Origin of the sequence: Acinetobacter lactucae, from assembly GCF_001605885.1 — a bacterium.
Lineage (GTDB): Bacteria > Pseudomonadota > Gammaproteobacteria > Pseudomonadales > Moraxellaceae > Acinetobacter > Acinetobacter lactucae.
Genome location: NZ_LRPE01000004.1, coordinates 1 through 15,517, shown reverse-complemented (window position 1 = coordinate 15,517; position 15,517 = coordinate 1). Strand labels below are relative to the sequence as shown.

The window sequence follows — 15,517 nt, the reverse complement described above, 5'->3', positions numbered from 1 at the left end:
GCCTTCTGCTTGGGACAGAAGGCATCTTATTTAATTAATGATCATGTTCTAAATAATCTGGTTTTTTAGGAAGCGCAAGGCTACACAAGAAACAGATAATCAGCATGATAATTACATATATAAAGAAGGTATTTTCAATTCCGGCAGCTTTAAACTGTAAAGCAACCGAAGGTGCAGAACCGCCAAACAGCGCATTACCCACAGCATAAGAAAACCCTACACCTAAAGCTCGTACATGAGGTGGGAACATTTCAGCTTTTACCAAGCCACTAATAGATGTATAGAAACTCAGAATCATCATCATAAAAATAAGCAACAAGGTAATGATGATCGGCGAATCTATATAATTAGGCATCCCAATGGCCATAACTGGATAGATAAAAATGGCGGACAATAAGCTAAATGCCAACATTGAAGAGCGTCGCCCAATACGATCCGAAATTGCACCAAATACAGGTTGAGCACACATATAGACAAATAGTGCGAAGGTCATGATATAACCAACAGTTTTTCCATCCATCCCTAAATTGGTTAAATAGGTTTTTGAATAAACAGTCTCTACATAAAACGTTAATGAACCAGCAGAAGTATATCCAACCACCAATAAAAAGGTTTTCCAGTGTTTCTTAAACAGTTCTCTTAAGCTACCAGATTCTTTTCGTTCGCTGTCTTGATGAGAAAGTGTTTCTTCTAAGCGACTACGTGCCAGTAAAGATAAAATTGCGGCAATACCACCAATAACAAATGGAATACGCCACCCGCCATCATGTAATTGTTGCTCACTCAAAAACGTTAATAAAATAACGCCAAGTAAGCTGGCAAGTAATTGACCACCAGAGAGAGTGACGTATTGGAAAGACGAGTAAAAACCACGTTGACCTTTTAAGCCTAATTCACTCATATATGTTGCTACTGCACCATATTCACCACCAACTGATAAGCCTTGAAGTAAACGTACTACCAGTAAAAGAAATGGGGCAAATAAGCCAACTTGGTTATAAGTGGGTAGGGCTGCAAATAAAAAAGAACTCAAAGCCATAAGACAAATTGAGATGACCATCGATTTTTTTCGACCATGCCGGTCTGCAATACGTCCAAATACCCAACTACCAATAGGACGCATAAAAAAGCTTGCAGCGAATACTCCCCACACGTAGATAGATTTAGTCGTACTATCCATATCTGGTGCTGTTAGCGCTTGAGTAAAGTAGGCAGCAAATACCGCATAGATATAAAAGTCGAACCATTCAACTAAATTACCAGAGGCTGCGCCTACAATCCCACGTATTCTGCTACGTTTTTCTTCCTGAGTGTATGTCATATTTCTTCCATCATTTGCAGACAAAAACGAGGAATTTTTAGATATGCTGGATAGAAAATAGAATGAAACTTTAAATATCACTCAATCCTGAGCATGTCCTTAAATTCCTAACTCTTCATTTTTTCTAATTTTAAAATTCGATTCTAGTGAAATTACGTCCTTTTGTTCGATTTAAAGAGATTTTTACTAATGATCGAACAGTTCCTTTCACTTAACTCGATAATTCTTAGTATCTAAAATCAGTAAGCTCATTTCACAACATTATTTTTCTGTTCTATTTCTCCTTTTGAGTACCATTTCGAGCTTAAGTTTATTTTGAATATTTGGTAATACTTAAAATGTTATAGCGCCAATTCCTAAGAAAATAGATGAAACTCATATAATGATAAGTCCATAAAAGTTGTATCACCTTCACTTAATCGAAAAAATACAGAATGTGTTGTTTCTCAATATATGTAGCGGTATTCTTGCGTGGCTAAAAATAGGCTCAGCAGTTACTTCTAGCGCTTCAAATTATGCACGGTATGGCAGGTAGTTATTCAATGGAAAGACGTACGTTAAATCTTCACTTCATGACATGCTCTAAAACAGCATTGGCTTCATCTATTGCACTCATAACATCTGTCGTTTATGCAAATGAAGCGGAGGTTTCCCAGCTCCCAACCATTACTGTGAACGCCACCCAAAATAATGATGTGTTATACACATCAAAAAAAGTTAATTTATCTGGTTTTCAAACGGGCGATGTAAAGAAGGTCCCAGCATCTATTACAACTATTACTTCTGAACGTATAGCAGATCAACACGCAAAAACCTTAACCGATGTTATTAAAAATGACTCATCATTGGGAGATGGCTACGCTGCTATTGGTTATTATCCAAACTTTGTAGCACGTGGTTTTGCACTCGATTTAGGCACAAGTTATCTCATTAACGGTCACCCCATACGTGGTGAGCAAAATGTGGCTTTAGAAAATAAACAACAAGTTGAAATCTTAAAAGGCATTTCTGCAATTCAAAGTGGAATGTCGACTCCGGGCGGTGTTGTCAACTATGTAACCAAAAGACCTGTCGACGTTAAAAATATTACGGTCGATGCGAATTCAGAAGGCGGCTATACACTGGCAACAGATGTCGGCGGCTTTGTTAATGATAGTTTTGGTTATCGAATCAATTTAGCGCATGAAAGTATTCATCCAAATGTTGACCATGCAAATGGTAAGCGTGAGTTTGGTTCAGTTGCTCTAGACTGGAAAATTAATGATCGCTCTAAATTACTATTCGATATTGAAGCACAGCATCAAAGCCAACGCTCCGTACCGGGTTATCAACTGCTAGATGGGCAAGAAGTACCAACAAATGTAGATCAAGACCGTTTGTTGGGTTATCAGTCTTGGAGTAAACCTGTTGTAAATAACAGTGTAAATGCGAGATTAAAATATCAATACGCATTTAATGATCAGTGGAATGGTAGCTTAAGTGCATCTCAAAGCCGTGTTGTGATTGATGATAATAGTGCTTTCCCATGGGGATGTTATAGCGATATTTGTGAAGTTAGTGGCTTAGGTAATACTTTTGATAAACACGGTAACTATGACATTTATGACTTCCGCAGCCCAGATGACACACGTATTACTAACCAGTTCGCTGCTGGGTTAAATGGTCAATTCAATACTGACAATATTCAGCATCAAATCGCTTTTGAATTACAACGTACTTATAAAACCTTAAAGCACCATATACCACTTAATGTAGCGGTAGGAACTGGTAATATCTATAATGATACGATCGACTACAGTCCATCATCAGACAGCTTAGGCGATCGTTACAAAGCTTTAGAAAGCGAGCAGACTGCTTTTACCATATCTGATCGGATTCAATTTAATGATCAATGGTCAACGTTACTAGGTGGAAAACTTATTCACCTTGATGAACAAGCTTATGGTCCAGATGGGCAGCAAAGCCGAGACACGGATTTAAATAAGTTCTTGCCTCAATTAGCACTCATGTATAGCCCAACTGCTACGACTAATCTTTATGCTTCATATGCCAAAGGCTTATCAGATGGTGGAGAGGCCCCGTGGTTTGCTAATAATGCCCTAGAAGTTCTTGCTCCTAAAAATTCTGAACAATATGAAGTTGGTGTTAAGCAACAAATACGCAACTTCTTAGTAACTGCAGCTATTTTTGATTTAAAACAAGACCATCAATATAGCCAAGTCAATGCAGATGGAACATTTGATTTTGTTGAACAAGGCGAACAACACAATCAAGGTATTGAGTTAGGTTTAACAGGTGCTTTAACCGATACACTCGACGTAAGCTCTGGCATTACCTATACTAAATCTCGTCTTGTTGATATTAATAGTGACAGCTACAAAGGTCATCAAACTCAGAACGTACCGAAAGTACGCGCAACTGCACAGTTATCTTATAAAGTACCTTCAATTGAAGGATTAAGATTACTGAGTGGTATGCAATACAATAGCAGTAAATATGCAAACAAAGAGGGAACGGCAAAAGTAGGCGGGTACAGTGTCTTTAATGTTGGTGCTGCTTATAAAACAAATTTTGCTGGTCATGACACAACTTTTAGATTCAACATTGATAACTTATTTAATAAGAAATATTGGCGTGATGTAGGCGCATTTATGGGTGACGACTATCTCTTCTTAGGTAATCCACGTACAGCTCAGTTCTCTACAACTTTTAGCTTTTAAAATATAAAACAAATAAAAAAGGAGCTTATAAAAGCTCCTTTTTTATTTCAGGAATTAAGCCGACATTTTTGGTTTAACCATATTATTAATCGACAAGATATCATCAAGCACTTGTGCTGATAATAAACCTTCATTTTGAACTAAAGCCAATACGCTTTGTCCAGTTTCGTTTGCAGTTTTGGCAATACGAGTTGTAGTTTCATAACCTAGGTAAGGGTTAAGTGCGGTCACAATACCAATTGAGTTTTCAACTAAAGCTTTACAGTGTTCAGGGTTCGCTGTAATCGTATCAATACACTTACTTTGGAACATCGCCATCGCCTTACCAAGCAAATCCATAGATTCAAACAGTTTGAATGCAATAAGTGGTTCCATTGCGTTTAACTGTAATTGGCCCGCTTCAGCAGCTAAAGTTACCGCTAAGTCATTTGCAATAATTTGGAAGCAAGCAAGGTTCATTGCTTCAGGAATGACTGGGTTTACTTTACCTGGCATGATCGAACTACCCGGTTGACGTGCTTCTAAGTTAATTTCATTAATGCCCGTACGTGGACCACTTGAAAGTAAACGTAAGTCATTGGCAATTTTTGAAAGTTTAGTTGCGGTACGTTTTAATAAACCAGATAAAAGAACAAAGTCACCCATATCTGAAGTTGCTTCGATTAGATCAGGAGCAGACTTAATTTTCTTACCAGAAATTTTTGCAAGTGCTTGAATGGCAAGTTCACGGTAACTATATTCAGTTGTAATTCCCGTACCAATCGCCGTACCACCAAGGTTCATATACGCTAAAACATTTGGAATAAGCGTATTAATTTGCTCAAGGTCTTTCTGTAAAGTTACTGCAAAAGCACCAAACTCTTGACCTAATGTCATAGGCACAGCGTCTTGTAACTGTGTACGGCCCATTTTTAAGATGTGAGCAAATTCTTGTGATTTATTGCGGAAACTTAAGATTAAGTTATTAAAAGGAAGATTAAGTTCATCTAAGCTTAATAACAAACCTAAGCGAATCGCAGTAGGGTACACATCATTTGTTGACTGCGACATGTTAATGTCGTTATTTGGATGTAGATATTGATATTGGCCTTTAGAATGTCCCATATATTCTAAAGCAACATTCGCCAATACTTCATTTGCATTCATATTAGTTGAAGTACCAGCCCCGCCTTGCATCATATCAATCGGGAACTGGTCGTGAAAATTACCGCGAATAAGTTGATTACAGCTGTATTCAATTGCTTCAAATTTAGTTTGATCTAAGCTTTTAAGATTATAGTTCGCTTCAGCACAAGCAAGCTTTACCATTGCTAAGGCTTTAACAAGGTGAGGAAAGTTTCCGACCTTGCTTTGAGTTAAATTAAAGTTTTCTAGAGCACGTAACGTTTGAACTCCGTAGTAGTCGTTGTTATTGATCTCTCTATAACCAATAAGATCCTTCTCAATACGGGTGGTAATTTCAGCGTTCATCATTAAACTTCGAATTAGTAAAGAAGATAATTCATATTAGATTTCGAAATGCTTCACTTCTAATGCATTTATCAGCTTAATTATGCATTTTTTGCATATCGATTTTTAAATTTTACTGTTAACTAACTATGAGGATTCGTTTGCAAATCTGAATTTGAATTAAATTTTACTTTTTAAATTAATTACTTAATGTTAAGAAAAAGTTAATTTGAAAATTTGTTTAATGAAATTGATGATCTGCTAATTTCAGATAGCAACTCATTTTAAAATTCAAGACTGCTTAATTTAAGTGAAATATCAACTTAATTATCTTTATTATTGGCTTTTAAAGTGTAGATTATCTAATAAATTTATATAAAAATGTGATGCATTTCACATAAAAAACACTATAATACGAAAAAATCTTAGTTTTAAGTTTATGTTAAAAGTCACAGCCGCATTAATTATCTTGGGAAGTTTTACATACTATGTACTTTTCCACGGTGAAGAGAAAACTGAGTCTAAAACTTCTCGTCTGCTTAAAGAAGCAGAGCAATCAATCGCTTCTGCTGAAACCTCTGTAAACAAGGCTAATAGTATTGTACCAATATCTTATAAGTAGCCGCAGTTCTTAGGTTAACTATTTTATATTATCCCTCAAAATATTGTTTTATCTAATTTTTTTTAAATTTTAGATAAAAGACTGTATGTATAGAGACAAAATTCATGAGAATGAAGTTTATCGCCTATGATCCCAATTCTGGGGAAAAATTAAGCTTAAAAGAACATATCCATCATATGGATAAATACACCACTTATATCTTTTTTAGTGATGAAAAAGATAATATGGTATTCAACCCCCAAAAAAAACAAGTTTTTGAAATTACTCAATATACTTCAAACATGATGGTTGAAATCTCAAAAAAGTTATATTACCTGATTGGTGAATATTAGAAATTCGTTTTTATTCAATCTTAAGTTAAATACTTTAGTAGAATAGTCAGGTTTTTGGAGCTGAGTTATACTCTAAATATATCTTCTGATTTAAATGAATTTATTAAGTCAGAGGGCTTAATTCCTGAAATAAGCAAGATCGTAATTTTCAGTTTTACAGTCCGTATTCATCCCCAAGGTACGGACTTTTTTTTATAAAATAAAACATGACTAATACATAGGATTATTTCTATTTTTTATTAAGTTGAAACTTGTTATTTACTTGCGTTATATATACCTTACTTTTTGATTTAAAAAAAATTTTTGAATAATAATTTTATCTTTGTATGAGTTGGTAAGTTAAATCAAAGTCTTTTATTCTCTTACGCTCGTTTCTATGTCAGAATTATTCAATACTTAATTTTATTGTTTGGCTTTGCCAATCCTCCATCGCATTTTTGCAGGTACTCCCATGTTTTATAGTTTTTATTCATCTATTCAGCTATTTATCCAGCTTCCCAACCAGACAGATTAAGGACATAAATATAAAAAGGGAATGCATAAAATGAACTTAGAAGTACGTTGGGTAGAAGACCTTTTGACACTAGAGCGTGAGCGTTCAATTTCAAAAGCAGCGGAAAAACGATTTATTAGTCAATCCGCGTTTACGCGTAGAATTCAGCAAATAGAGGAGATGATTGGAGCTGAAGTTATTATTAGAAATAATAAAAATAATATTGAATTTACTGACATCGGGCGAATTATGCTGGTGATGTCTAAAAATATTGAGAAGCAAGTAGAAGAAACTGCCAAACTGATTAAAAACATCAAAAATGAAACCGAATCTACGATTCGCTTCTGTGTCGTTCACTCATTAGCATCAGGTTTTTTAACAACTTTTTTAAAAAAATTCCCAACATTTATGCGTGATTTAAAAATCGAAATTGTCGCAACGAATAGTGGTGAAGGCTTATCTCTTTTAAAAGAAGGCGCCTGTGACTTTATGATTTGTTACGCAGATCGATCTAATATTAATCGAGTTGGCGATGATATTTTAAGTGGTATCAAGATTGCTGAAACAGAGATTGTGCCAGTGTCAGCTACCGAGGCCGACCATACGCCTAAACATACAATCCAGAGTAACTTTTCATTACTTGCTTATAGTAAACATGCTTATTTGCGAAAATTGGTCGATCAACTGATCGAAGGTAAACTGAACTATAAAACCTTATATGAAACTGACAATGCCACCAACTTGAAAGAGCTTGTATTACAAGGTTTAGGTGTAGCATGGATTCCAAAAATTAATGTAGAGGAAGATCTCGCTACCGGAAAATTGGTCATGTTGGATCATAATGAGTATTGTCTTCCGCAAGATATTTATATTTTTAAAAATAATCTGAGTGATAACAAATCAGTTCAGCAAATCTGGAAGGGCTTCCAAACTCAGCATGATTAAAATTTATAATGATATGTGATGTATTCAACACATTTACATACAAAGTAATCAATTAAAGAGCTCATACCTTTGTCTTTGTGATGAAAGGCTTTATAAAGCATTGCTCATGGTCTAGATTCTTTGTTAATTTAGACCATATATCAATAATTCAGAAATTTAGTGGGCATTTTTATATATGCTGTACCTGATTTCATTCCTTTTGAATGGATTATTTGATCCAGACGGAGACAATTTTGTTTGATCTAGATAGTAGATTACTAAATATTTTTTATCATATTTATCGGTTTAAAAGTGTTTCAATGGCTGCCGATGCTATTGGCCTTACACAACCGAGTGTTAGTAATGGACTCAACAAAATCCGTCAACATTTTAATGATCCACTTTTTATTCGTGTTGGAAATGAAATGATTCCAACCGAATTGGCTAAAGAAATCTTTCCGCTCATTAGTGAAGTGATTGATAAAGTTGAAAGCATTAATAACTTTAGTGTGAACTTTGATCCGCTAACTTCAGATCAGCTTTTTACAATTGCCATGACAGATGTCTCTCATCTGGTTTTATTACCGCAATTAACCAACTATTTGAAAGAAAAAGCGCCTTTAATTCGCTTGAATATTAGGCCGATTACGCCAGAAACCAGCTACCAAATGGCAAATGGTGAAATTGACCTCGCAATTGGTTTTTTACCCCAATTAGAAGAAGGCTTTTACCAACAAAAGTTTTTTAAACAGCATTATGTGGTGATTAGCTCTAAAAGCCATCCTCGTTTAGACCCAAATAATTTCACTTTAGATGATTATATGCGCGAATATCATATTGATATTGATGCAGGAATCGGGCACTACCATATTAAAAATGAATTACAGAACAAAGGATTGGATCGAAATATTTTAATTCGATTACCAAGTTATTTAGGAGTGGGATTAGTAGTACAAGAAACAGATGCGATTGCAACGGTACCGTATTATTTAAGCCAAGTTTTACTGGTGAGAGAAAATTTACAGATTTTACCGGCGCCTCTAGACTTCCCAACTTATGATGTTAAACAACATTGGCATATGTCTTGCCATCATAAAAGTAGTCATAAATGGTTCCGCCAAACCTGTTATGAACTTTTTAAAGTCTAAAAAAAAAGAAGGTATAAGAAAAATTCTTACACCTTCTGCGTGGTTTGATTTTTAGATTTCAATTGCGACAGCTGTAGCTTCACCACCACCAATACATAATGCAGCCACACCTTTCTTTTTACCTAGTCGTTTTAAAGCATAGATAAGAGAAAGAATAATTCTTGAGCCTGTTGCGCCAATAGGATGGCCTAAAGCACAAGCACCACCATGTACATTAACTTTTGCTTCATCAATACCGAGTTCATGAATTGGTGCCATTGCCACCATTGCAAAAGCTTCATTAATTTCCCATGCATCTACTTCATCAACAGACCAACCAGCACGCTCAAGCACTTTTTGAATTGCACTAATTGGAGCAATAGTAAATTCGCTTGGATGCTGTGAGTGAGTAGAGGTTGCAACAATTTTCGCCAAAGTATTTAAGCCATGGCTTTGAGCATATTCTTCAGTCGTAAGTACTAATGCAGCAGCACCATCAGAAATGGAGCTTGAGTTAGCAGCTGTAATTGTTCCGTCTTTACTAAAAGCAGGGCGCAATGTTGGGATCTTCTCAAGATTGGCTTTTAATGGCTGCTCATCTTGATCGATAACTTCGACACCTTTACGTGTTTTTACTTCAACAGGAACAATTTCTTCTTTGAAATAACCTTCGGTAATCGCAGTTTGCGCTTTTTTAAGTGAAGAAATCGCAAAGTTATCCATTTGCTCACGTGTAAAGCCTTTAGTGTTTGCCATGTCTTGCGCAAACGAACCCATTAAGCGGCTTGTTTCAGCATCTTCAAGACCATCTAAAAACATATGATCCTTAATTTCGCCGTGACCCATACGGTAACCACCGCGAGCTTTCGGTAAAATATAAGGCGCATTGGTCATAGATTCCATGCCACCTGCAACAATAATATTGGCACTGCCTGCTTTTAAAGTATCTGAAGCCATTAACACCGCTTTCATGGCAGAGCCACACAGTTTATTAATAGTGACTGCACCGACATGATCAGGTACACCAGCTTTACGCATCGCCTGACGAGCAGGACCTTGGCCAATACCTGCACTTAATACGCAACCAAAAATAACTTCATCTACTTGTTCAGGAGCAATGCCTGCACGTTGAATCGAATCACGGATGACAGCAGCGCCAAGTTCTGGTGCAGTTAAAGCCGATAGGCTACCTTGAAAACCGCCCATTGCAGTACGGCTACCTGAAACTATAACAATTGAACTCATCTTAATATCTCTTATTGATGTATTTGCTAAATTTGCCTTTAGTCGAAACTAAAGGCGCCAGTAAATTAAAAAGTAGGTGGGGTGTAGCTAAGTGTTCTTCCAAAGAACCATAATAAAAATAAAACTAATGGAAAATGTACAACGAGCTGAGTGACTGTAAAACCAATCACATCTTTTGCTTTTAGTTTTAGAATGCCTAACATTGGAAGCATAAAGAATGGATTGATTAAGTTCGGTAAAGCTTCGGCTGCATTATAAATTTGTACAGACCAGCCTAAATGAACCTTTAAATCATTTGCTGCTTGCATGACATATGGGGCTTCAATAATCCATTTTCCACCGCCAGATGGCACGAAGAACCCCAGGATGGCAGAGTAAATTCCCATCACAATTGCAAAGGTTTCTTTTGAGGCGATTGAAACGAAAAACTCGGCTATATAATGCGACAGCGATAAATCCTGACTATTTAAAGCTTGCGTCATAATAAAAGCGATGCTTCCATAAAGTGGAAACTGAATTAAGATTCCCGATACAGCAGGAACTGCCTTTGAAACAGCATTTAAAAAGTTTCTTGGCGTTCCATGCAACGCTAGCCCTAGCATTAAGAACACAAAGTTATATGTGTTTAAGCTTGAAATAGCGATGATTGGATTACTTTTTGAAAATTCAAAAAACATCCAGATTAAGCCTAATGCCACCACAATAATCGTTAAAATAGGTGAGTTTTCTAACCAGTCGCCTGGGCGCGTCGATTTTTCCTCGTGTGGTTTGTCTTCTTCAAACCGCACATCAAAACTATCAATTGTTTTAACATTATTACCTTTGGGAGCTGACCAGTAAGCAATTGCGATTGAAACAATCACCAAAATAATAGTCATCGCAATAGATTGCCAAAGGAAAATCGTTTCAGTAAATGGAATAACACCGGTCAGATTGTAAATTGACTCTGGTAAACTGGTTTTATTTGCCTGAAGCTGTGCTGCCGAAGAGCTAATTCCCAGTGCCCATGTTGCTCCCATACCAATAATTGCCGCCGCTGCCGCTGCACGATAATCCATGTTCAGCTCTTTACGTTTTGCTAATGCAATCACTAAAAGTGCAGTAAGAATCGTACTTACTGCCCAATTGACCAGTGAAATTAACAAGCTGACAGTTGCCACCAAAACAATAGCACCACGTCCAGAATTTGGAATACGTGCCATTTTTTGAATTAGGAACTTTACGGGCTTAGATACAGAAACCACATAACCCACAATAATGAGCATGGTCATTTGCAGGGTAAAGGGAATAAGGCTCCAGAAGCCATTACCAAATGAAGTCGCTACATCATGTATCGGCGCACCAATGCCCAACGCGGCAATAGATACAATAATGACGCCAAGTAGAGCAAAAATATATGAATCAGGAAACCATTTTTCAGACCAGTCACTAATCCGAAGAGCAAATCTTTCAAAAATTCCTTGCTGTTTTTCCATAGCTGAAAAAATCCTTCTCGTTCTTATTCGTAGACAGCACATCCGGTGCTTAAAAGGGCTAAGACTTAAGCTCACTTTGTAACTTAAGTCTTATCTCAATAACTAAAAATTAAAATTTACGCGACTAATGTTTTGTGAAACTCAACACCTGTAGCAGCTTGAATCTGTTCAAGCGTAACATCTTTAGCTAGTTCAATGAGTTCTACACCTTGTGGGGTAATGTCCATTACGCCTAAGTCAGTAATTACGCGGTGAACCACGCCTTTACCTGTTAAAGGTAAACTACAGTCTTTCACGATTTTTGGCGTACCATCTTTTGCACAGTGTTCCATAAGCACAACAACTTTTTGGACACCTACAACCAAGTCCATTGCACCGCCCATACCTTTGACTTTCTTGCCCGGAATCATCCAGTTAGCCAAGTCACCATTTTCAGAAACTTCCATGGCACCTAAAATTGCAATATTGACATGACCACCACGGATCATGGCAAAAGATTCTGAGCTTGAGAAAAAGGCAGCGCCAGGGCGTGCTGTAACCGTTTGTTTACCAGCGTTAATTAAATCAGCATCAACCGTTTCTTCAGTCGGGAATTCACCAATACCTAATAGGCCATTTTCAGATTGAAGCCAAACATTAATATTTTCAGGAATATAATTAGCAACTAGGGTAGGTAAGCCAATACCTAAATTGACATAAAAACCGTCTTCAAGTTCTTTTGCAGCACGTTGTGCCATTTCATTGCGTGACCAAGCCATTTTATACTGCCTCCGTGCTTAAAGTTTTATGCTCAATACGTTTTTCAGGTGACGCATTAAGTACAATGCGGTTTACATAGATACCCGCTAAATGAATCTCATCCGGATCCAATTCACCAATTTCAACAACCTGTTCAACTTCTGCAATTGTAATTTTTCCAGCCATCGCGCATTCAGGGTTAAAATTCTGAGCAGTTTTACGGAATACTAAATTACCCGCTTTATCTGCTTTATAGGCCTTAACAAGAGCAACATCTGCTGTTAAAGATTCTTCTAAAATGTAATTTTTGCCATGAAAGGTCCGTTCTTCTTTACCTTCAGCAATCAGTGTGCCGACGCCAGTTTGCGTATAAAATGCAGGAATTCCGGCACCGCCAGCACGTAACTTTTCAGCTAAAGTACCTTGTGGGGTAAGTTCTACATCAAGTTCACCATTTAAATACTGACGCTCAAATTCTTTGTTTTCACCAACATAAGAAGAGATCATTTTTTTAATCTGTTTGGTTTGAAGCAAAATACCTAAGCCAAAGTCATCTATACCTGCGTTATTAGAAATACAAGTGAGACCAGTTACACCACTTTGTTTAACTGCAACAATCAGTTTTTCAGGAATTCCGCATAAACCAAAACCGCCAACTGCAAGTGTTTGATTGTCTGCAATTACATCTTTCAGTGCTGCCTCTGCATTGGCATAAACTTTATTCATTCTATTGTTATCCTATATCCCTTAGTAATCTTAGTTTTAGCATCTGAATTCGAGTTATAGAAGTTAATTTTTTTAAAGGATTAATAAGTATAATCAATGAATGGTCTCAAATTATCTATAAAAGATCAGACGTATATAACGTTTAAATCTTCATAAAATCATTATAATATATTGAAAATTATAATAATTAAGAATTTAACTTAGCCTTATGCTTAGCTCATTCTAAAAATACAGTCTTTAATTTTTTAAAATTTATATTGAACCAAAGCCTCAATAAATTGAGTCGAAATATTTGAAATTTCAAAGTTCTTTTTATAAACAATTCCTACAGTCTTATGAATAGCTTCATCCTTTAACTCAATCAAAACGTTATGTTCTTTATCAATGTGTTTAGCAAAATGCCTTGGAATCGCACTTACTCCAATTCCATAAGCCACAAAACTTGAAAGTGATGAAATTTGATGACATTCAACTTTCAAATCGAGCGTTATATTATTTCGCAAACAATTTTGTTCAACTAAATATCGAACAATTGAAGGTTTTTGTAATGTCACGAATGGGTTTGAACAAAGCTCGTGCCACGTAATAGAAGGCGACTGAGCAAGTGGATGAGTCTTAGGTAATAAAGCTAAGAAATCTTCTTCAAATAATGGTTTGAACTCTAAGCCTTCGGTGAGATCCGGTTCGAAGCAGATGCCAAGCTCGAAAATGCCATCTTGTACTTTTTCTATAATCGTCTCATTCGGAATATCGTGGATTGAAAAGTTCAGGTTGGGATGAAGTTCTAAAAATTGATGAATCACCTCAGGCAAAATTGCATGGGTCACAAAGGGCATTGAGGCAATACTTAATGTTCCCCGATTGAGCTTAAAGCGTTGTTTTACATCATTTTCCATTTCATCCCAATTGGCGAGTAATTTTTTAGCATAGGGAATAAGGGATTTACCTTCTTGGGTAAGCTCGACACGGCGTGTATTACGATTAAACAATTTTCCGCCTAATTCTTCTTCTAGGCTTTTGATAGTGAGGCTTAAAGCAGACTGGCTGAGATGTAGCTCTAAAGATGCATTGGCATAGTTGAGGGTACGCGCAAGAGCTAAAAAAGCTTTTAATTGTTTAAGCGTCATTTCATTCCTTTAGATTGCTCAGCTCACCTAGAAGGGTAATTTATACGAAAATTTGTCTAATATGATGTTTTTTGAAAAAAATAAGAAAAATAAAGCAGGGAACAATGTGCTGAGCTACTTCAGTAAATTTTCCCAACAGAATTCATCAGTGTTGTTAGCAAAGTATAGAACCATTCCAACGACATGAAAAAATAAATAACCTAGCCAAATTGCTTGAGGAGCAACTTTTAAGCCTTCTAATAAAATAGTTGTTGAATAAATTGCTACTAAAAAAGTGAATAAGATGATGTATGTAATACTCGCTACAAACTTATATTTTGGTGCTAATTTAGGAACTTTATAACCAATCAAAATTTGCATACCGCAATTTATGATCAGCGCTATTATACCTACAAGTATTTGTGGCGCATTTAAAAATTCTAAAGAAAGCTGCTCGATGATGAAAATAATTTGCCATAGTATAAACATACCAATGGGATACAATAAAAATTTAAGCCACATAGTTTTTCATTTTCTTATAAAAATTTATGTCGGCATTCTATTGAATAACGAAGATAAAATAAATAATTTTTTCAAAAACTTAAACTACTGACAGGGGATTTGTATTATCCTTAACTTTTAAATTTTACACATTATTAAAATGGATAATGTCATGAAAAAGATTATTTTTTTAGCACTAATTCTAGGCCTAGTTGGATGTTCAACTGCTCCTGTTGTTTCGAATACAGTGAAACCAATACCTAATGAGAGAGTGTACAATCAGAACTACCTAAAGAAACAGACTCCTGAACAAGCAAAAGTTACATTCTTAAGAGATAAAGGTTTTCTAGGATCTGGCTGTTCTCATGATATTTATGTAAATAACGAAAAAGCATTCTCAATTCGCTCAAACGAAATAGCTACCATTTATCTTGAGCCTAAATATTATATTTTTAGATTAGAAACAGGTGGAGGGATGTGCCCCAATATTGCCACTTCTCAAGAAACGGAAGTCAAACCAAGAGCTGAGATAGAATATCGTATTTTACTTCCATCCGACTTTAATTTAAGACTAACTCGAATGAAATAAAAGAGTAAGTTCCTGTGTCTAAGGCAATCGAGCAATATTAAATTTTAATTAAACCCACTCGTCATTAAGTGGGTTTTTAATTATTCACTAATAGAATACTGATCTCAGCTAAGAAAATATTAAGTAAACTATTTTAAAAAATATATTAT

At 35.9% G+C, this 15,517-nt stretch carries 14 protein-coding genes; 6 read left to right on the top strand and 8 right to left on the bottom strand.

The window, feature by feature from the left end:
• Window positions 1-34: 34 nt before the first annotated feature.
• Window positions 35-1,321: an MFS transporter gene (locus AWW73_RS01245; RefSeq protein ID WP_062848517.1), complete on the bottom strand. Its 1,287-nt coding sequence runs from the start codon at window positions 1,319-1,321 to the stop codon at window positions 35-37.
• 515 nt (window positions 1,322-1,836) lie between these two features.
• On the opposite strand from AWW73_RS01245, the gene AWW73_RS01240 reads away from it, so the two are divergent.
• The gene (locus AWW73_RS01240; protein ID WP_062848516.1) at window positions 1,837-4,041 is read left to right on the top strand and encodes a TonB-dependent siderophore receptor; all 2,205 of its coding nucleotides are present in this window, start codon (window positions 1,837-1,839) and stop codon (window positions 4,039-4,041) included.
• Window positions 4,042-4,095: 54 nt separating this feature from the next.
• Here the strand turns inward: AWW73_RS01240 and AWW73_RS01235 are convergent, their stop codons facing one another.
• Window positions 4,096-5,514, bottom strand: a complete 1,419-nt coding sequence (locus tag AWW73_RS01235; RefSeq protein ID WP_031948274.1) for an aspartate ammonia-lyase — start codon at window positions 5,512-5,514, stop codon at window positions 4,096-4,098.
• A gap of 415 nt (window positions 5,515-5,929) precedes the next feature.
• On the opposite strand from AWW73_RS01235, the gene AWW73_RS01230 reads away from it, so the two are divergent.
• The 4 genes from AWW73_RS01230 (at window position 5,930) to AWW73_RS01215 (ending at window position 9,009) form a co-directional block, all read left to right on the top strand.
• Complete coding sequence (locus AWW73_RS01230) at window positions 5,930-6,112, top strand: hypothetical protein (RefSeq protein ID WP_031948275.1); 183 nt, start codon at window positions 5,930-5,932, stop codon at window positions 6,110-6,112.
• A 110-nt stretch (window positions 6,113-6,222) separates the two neighbouring features.
• A complete protein-coding gene (locus AWW73_RS01225; protein ID WP_079748386.1) occupies window positions 6,223-6,444 on the top strand; it encodes a hypothetical protein in 222 nt (73 codons plus the stop codon).
• Window positions 6,445-6,988: 544 nt separating this feature from the next.
• Window positions 6,989-7,882 (top strand): LysR substrate-binding domain-containing protein, encoded by an 894-nt coding sequence (locus AWW73_RS01220; RefSeq protein WP_016145212.1) that lies wholly within the window; start codon window positions 6,989-6,991, stop codon window positions 7,880-7,882.
• A gap of 233 nt (window positions 7,883-8,115) precedes the next feature.
• The gene (locus tag AWW73_RS01215; RefSeq protein WP_003651675.1) at window positions 8,116-9,009 is read left to right on the top strand and encodes a LysR family transcriptional regulator; all 894 of its coding nucleotides are present in this window, start codon (window positions 8,116-8,118) and stop codon (window positions 9,007-9,009) included.
• 51 nt (window positions 9,010-9,060) lie between these two features.
• On the opposite strand, the gene AWW73_RS01210 is transcribed toward AWW73_RS01215, so the two are convergent.
• The 6 genes from AWW73_RS01210 to AWW73_RS19050 form a co-directional block, all read right to left on the bottom strand.
• The gene (locus AWW73_RS01210; RefSeq protein WP_062848515.1) at window positions 9,061-10,233 is read right to left on the bottom strand and encodes a thiolase family protein; all 1,173 of its coding nucleotides are present in this window, start codon (window positions 10,231-10,233) and stop codon (window positions 9,061-9,063) included.
• Between the two features lie 65 nt (window positions 10,234-10,298).
• Complete coding sequence (locus AWW73_RS01205) at window positions 10,299-11,708, bottom strand: short-chain fatty acid transporter (protein ID WP_062848514.1); 1,410 nt, start codon at window positions 11,706-11,708, stop codon at window positions 10,299-10,301.
• A 116-nt stretch (window positions 11,709-11,824) separates the two neighbouring features.
• Window positions 11,825-12,466 carry a 3-oxoacid CoA-transferase subunit B gene (locus tag AWW73_RS01200; protein WP_016145215.1) on the bottom strand — a complete coding sequence of 214 codons (642 nt, stop codon included), beginning with the start codon at window positions 12,464-12,466 and terminating at the stop codon, window positions 11,825-11,827.
• Window position 12,467: 1 nt separating this feature from the next.
• Window positions 12,468-13,172 (bottom strand): CoA transferase subunit A, encoded by a 705-nt coding sequence (locus AWW73_RS01195; RefSeq protein ID WP_062848513.1) that lies wholly within the window; start codon window positions 13,170-13,172, stop codon window positions 12,468-12,470.
• A 245-nt stretch (window positions 13,173-13,417) separates the two neighbouring features.
• Window positions 13,418-14,299, bottom strand: a complete 882-nt coding sequence (locus AWW73_RS01190) for a LysR family transcriptional regulator (RefSeq protein WP_062848512.1) — start codon at window positions 14,297-14,299, stop codon at window positions 13,418-13,420.
• A gap of 114 nt (window positions 14,300-14,413) precedes the next feature.
• The gene (locus tag AWW73_RS19050) at window positions 14,414-14,800 is read right to left on the bottom strand and encodes a hypothetical protein (RefSeq protein ID WP_062848511.1); all 387 of its coding nucleotides are present in this window, start codon (window positions 14,798-14,800) and stop codon (window positions 14,414-14,416) included.
• Between the two features lie 151 nt (window positions 14,801-14,951).
• Here AWW73_RS19050 and AWW73_RS01180 point away from each other — a divergent pair, with 151 nt between their 5' ends.
• On the top strand, window positions 14,952-15,368 hold the full coding sequence (locus AWW73_RS01180; RefSeq protein ID WP_061874547.1) for a hypothetical protein: 417 nt from the start codon (window positions 14,952-14,954) through the stop codon (window positions 15,366-15,368).
• Window positions 15,369-15,517 lie beyond the last annotated feature (149 nt).

Excerpts from the sequence above, each read along its gene's own strand:
- AWW73_RS01245 (WP_062848517.1), bottom strand. The coding sequence starts at position 1,321 with ATGACATACACTCAGGAAGAAAAACGTAGCAGAATACGTGGGATTGTA.
- AWW73_RS01240 (WP_062848516.1), top strand. The coding sequence starts at position 1,837 with ATGCACGGTATGGCAGGTAGTTATTCAATGGAAAGACGTACGTTAAAT.
- AWW73_RS01235 (WP_031948274.1), bottom strand. The coding sequence starts at position 5,514 with ATGATGAACGCTGAAATTACCACCCGTATTGAGAAGGATCTTATTGGT.
- AWW73_RS01230 (WP_031948275.1), top strand. The coding sequence starts at position 5,930 with ATGTTAAAAGTCACAGCCGCATTAATTATCTTGGGAAGTTTTACATAC.
- AWW73_RS01225 (WP_079748386.1), top strand. The coding sequence starts at position 6,223 with ATGAAGTTTATCGCCTATGATCCCAATTCTGGGGAAAAATTAAGCTTA.
- AWW73_RS01220 (WP_016145212.1), top strand. The coding sequence starts at position 6,989 with ATGAACTTAGAAGTACGTTGGGTAGAAGACCTTTTGACACTAGAGCGT.
- AWW73_RS01210 (WP_062848515.1), bottom strand. The coding sequence starts at position 10,233 with ATGAGTTCAATTGTTATAGTTTCAGGTAGCCGTACTGCAATGGGCGGT.
- AWW73_RS01205 (WP_062848514.1), bottom strand. The coding sequence starts at position 11,708 with ATGGAAAAACAGCAAGGAATTTTTGAAAGATTTGCTCTTCGGATTAGT.
- AWW73_RS01200 (WP_016145215.1), bottom strand. The coding sequence starts at position 12,466 with ATGGCTTGGTCACGCAATGAAATGGCACAACGTGCTGCAAAAGAACTT.
- AWW73_RS01195 (WP_062848513.1), bottom strand. The coding sequence starts at position 13,172 with ATGAATAAAGTTTATGCCAATGCAGAGGCAGCACTGAAAGATGTAATT.
- AWW73_RS01190 (WP_062848512.1), bottom strand. The coding sequence starts at position 14,299 with ATGACGCTTAAACAATTAAAAGCTTTTTTAGCTCTTGCGCGTACCCTC.
- AWW73_RS19050 (WP_062848511.1), bottom strand. The coding sequence starts at position 14,800 with ATGTGGCTTAAATTTTTATTGTATCCCATTGGTATGTTTATACTATGG.
- AWW73_RS01180 (WP_061874547.1), top strand. The coding sequence starts at position 14,952 with ATGAAAAAGATTATTTTTTTAGCACTAATTCTAGGCCTAGTTGGATGT.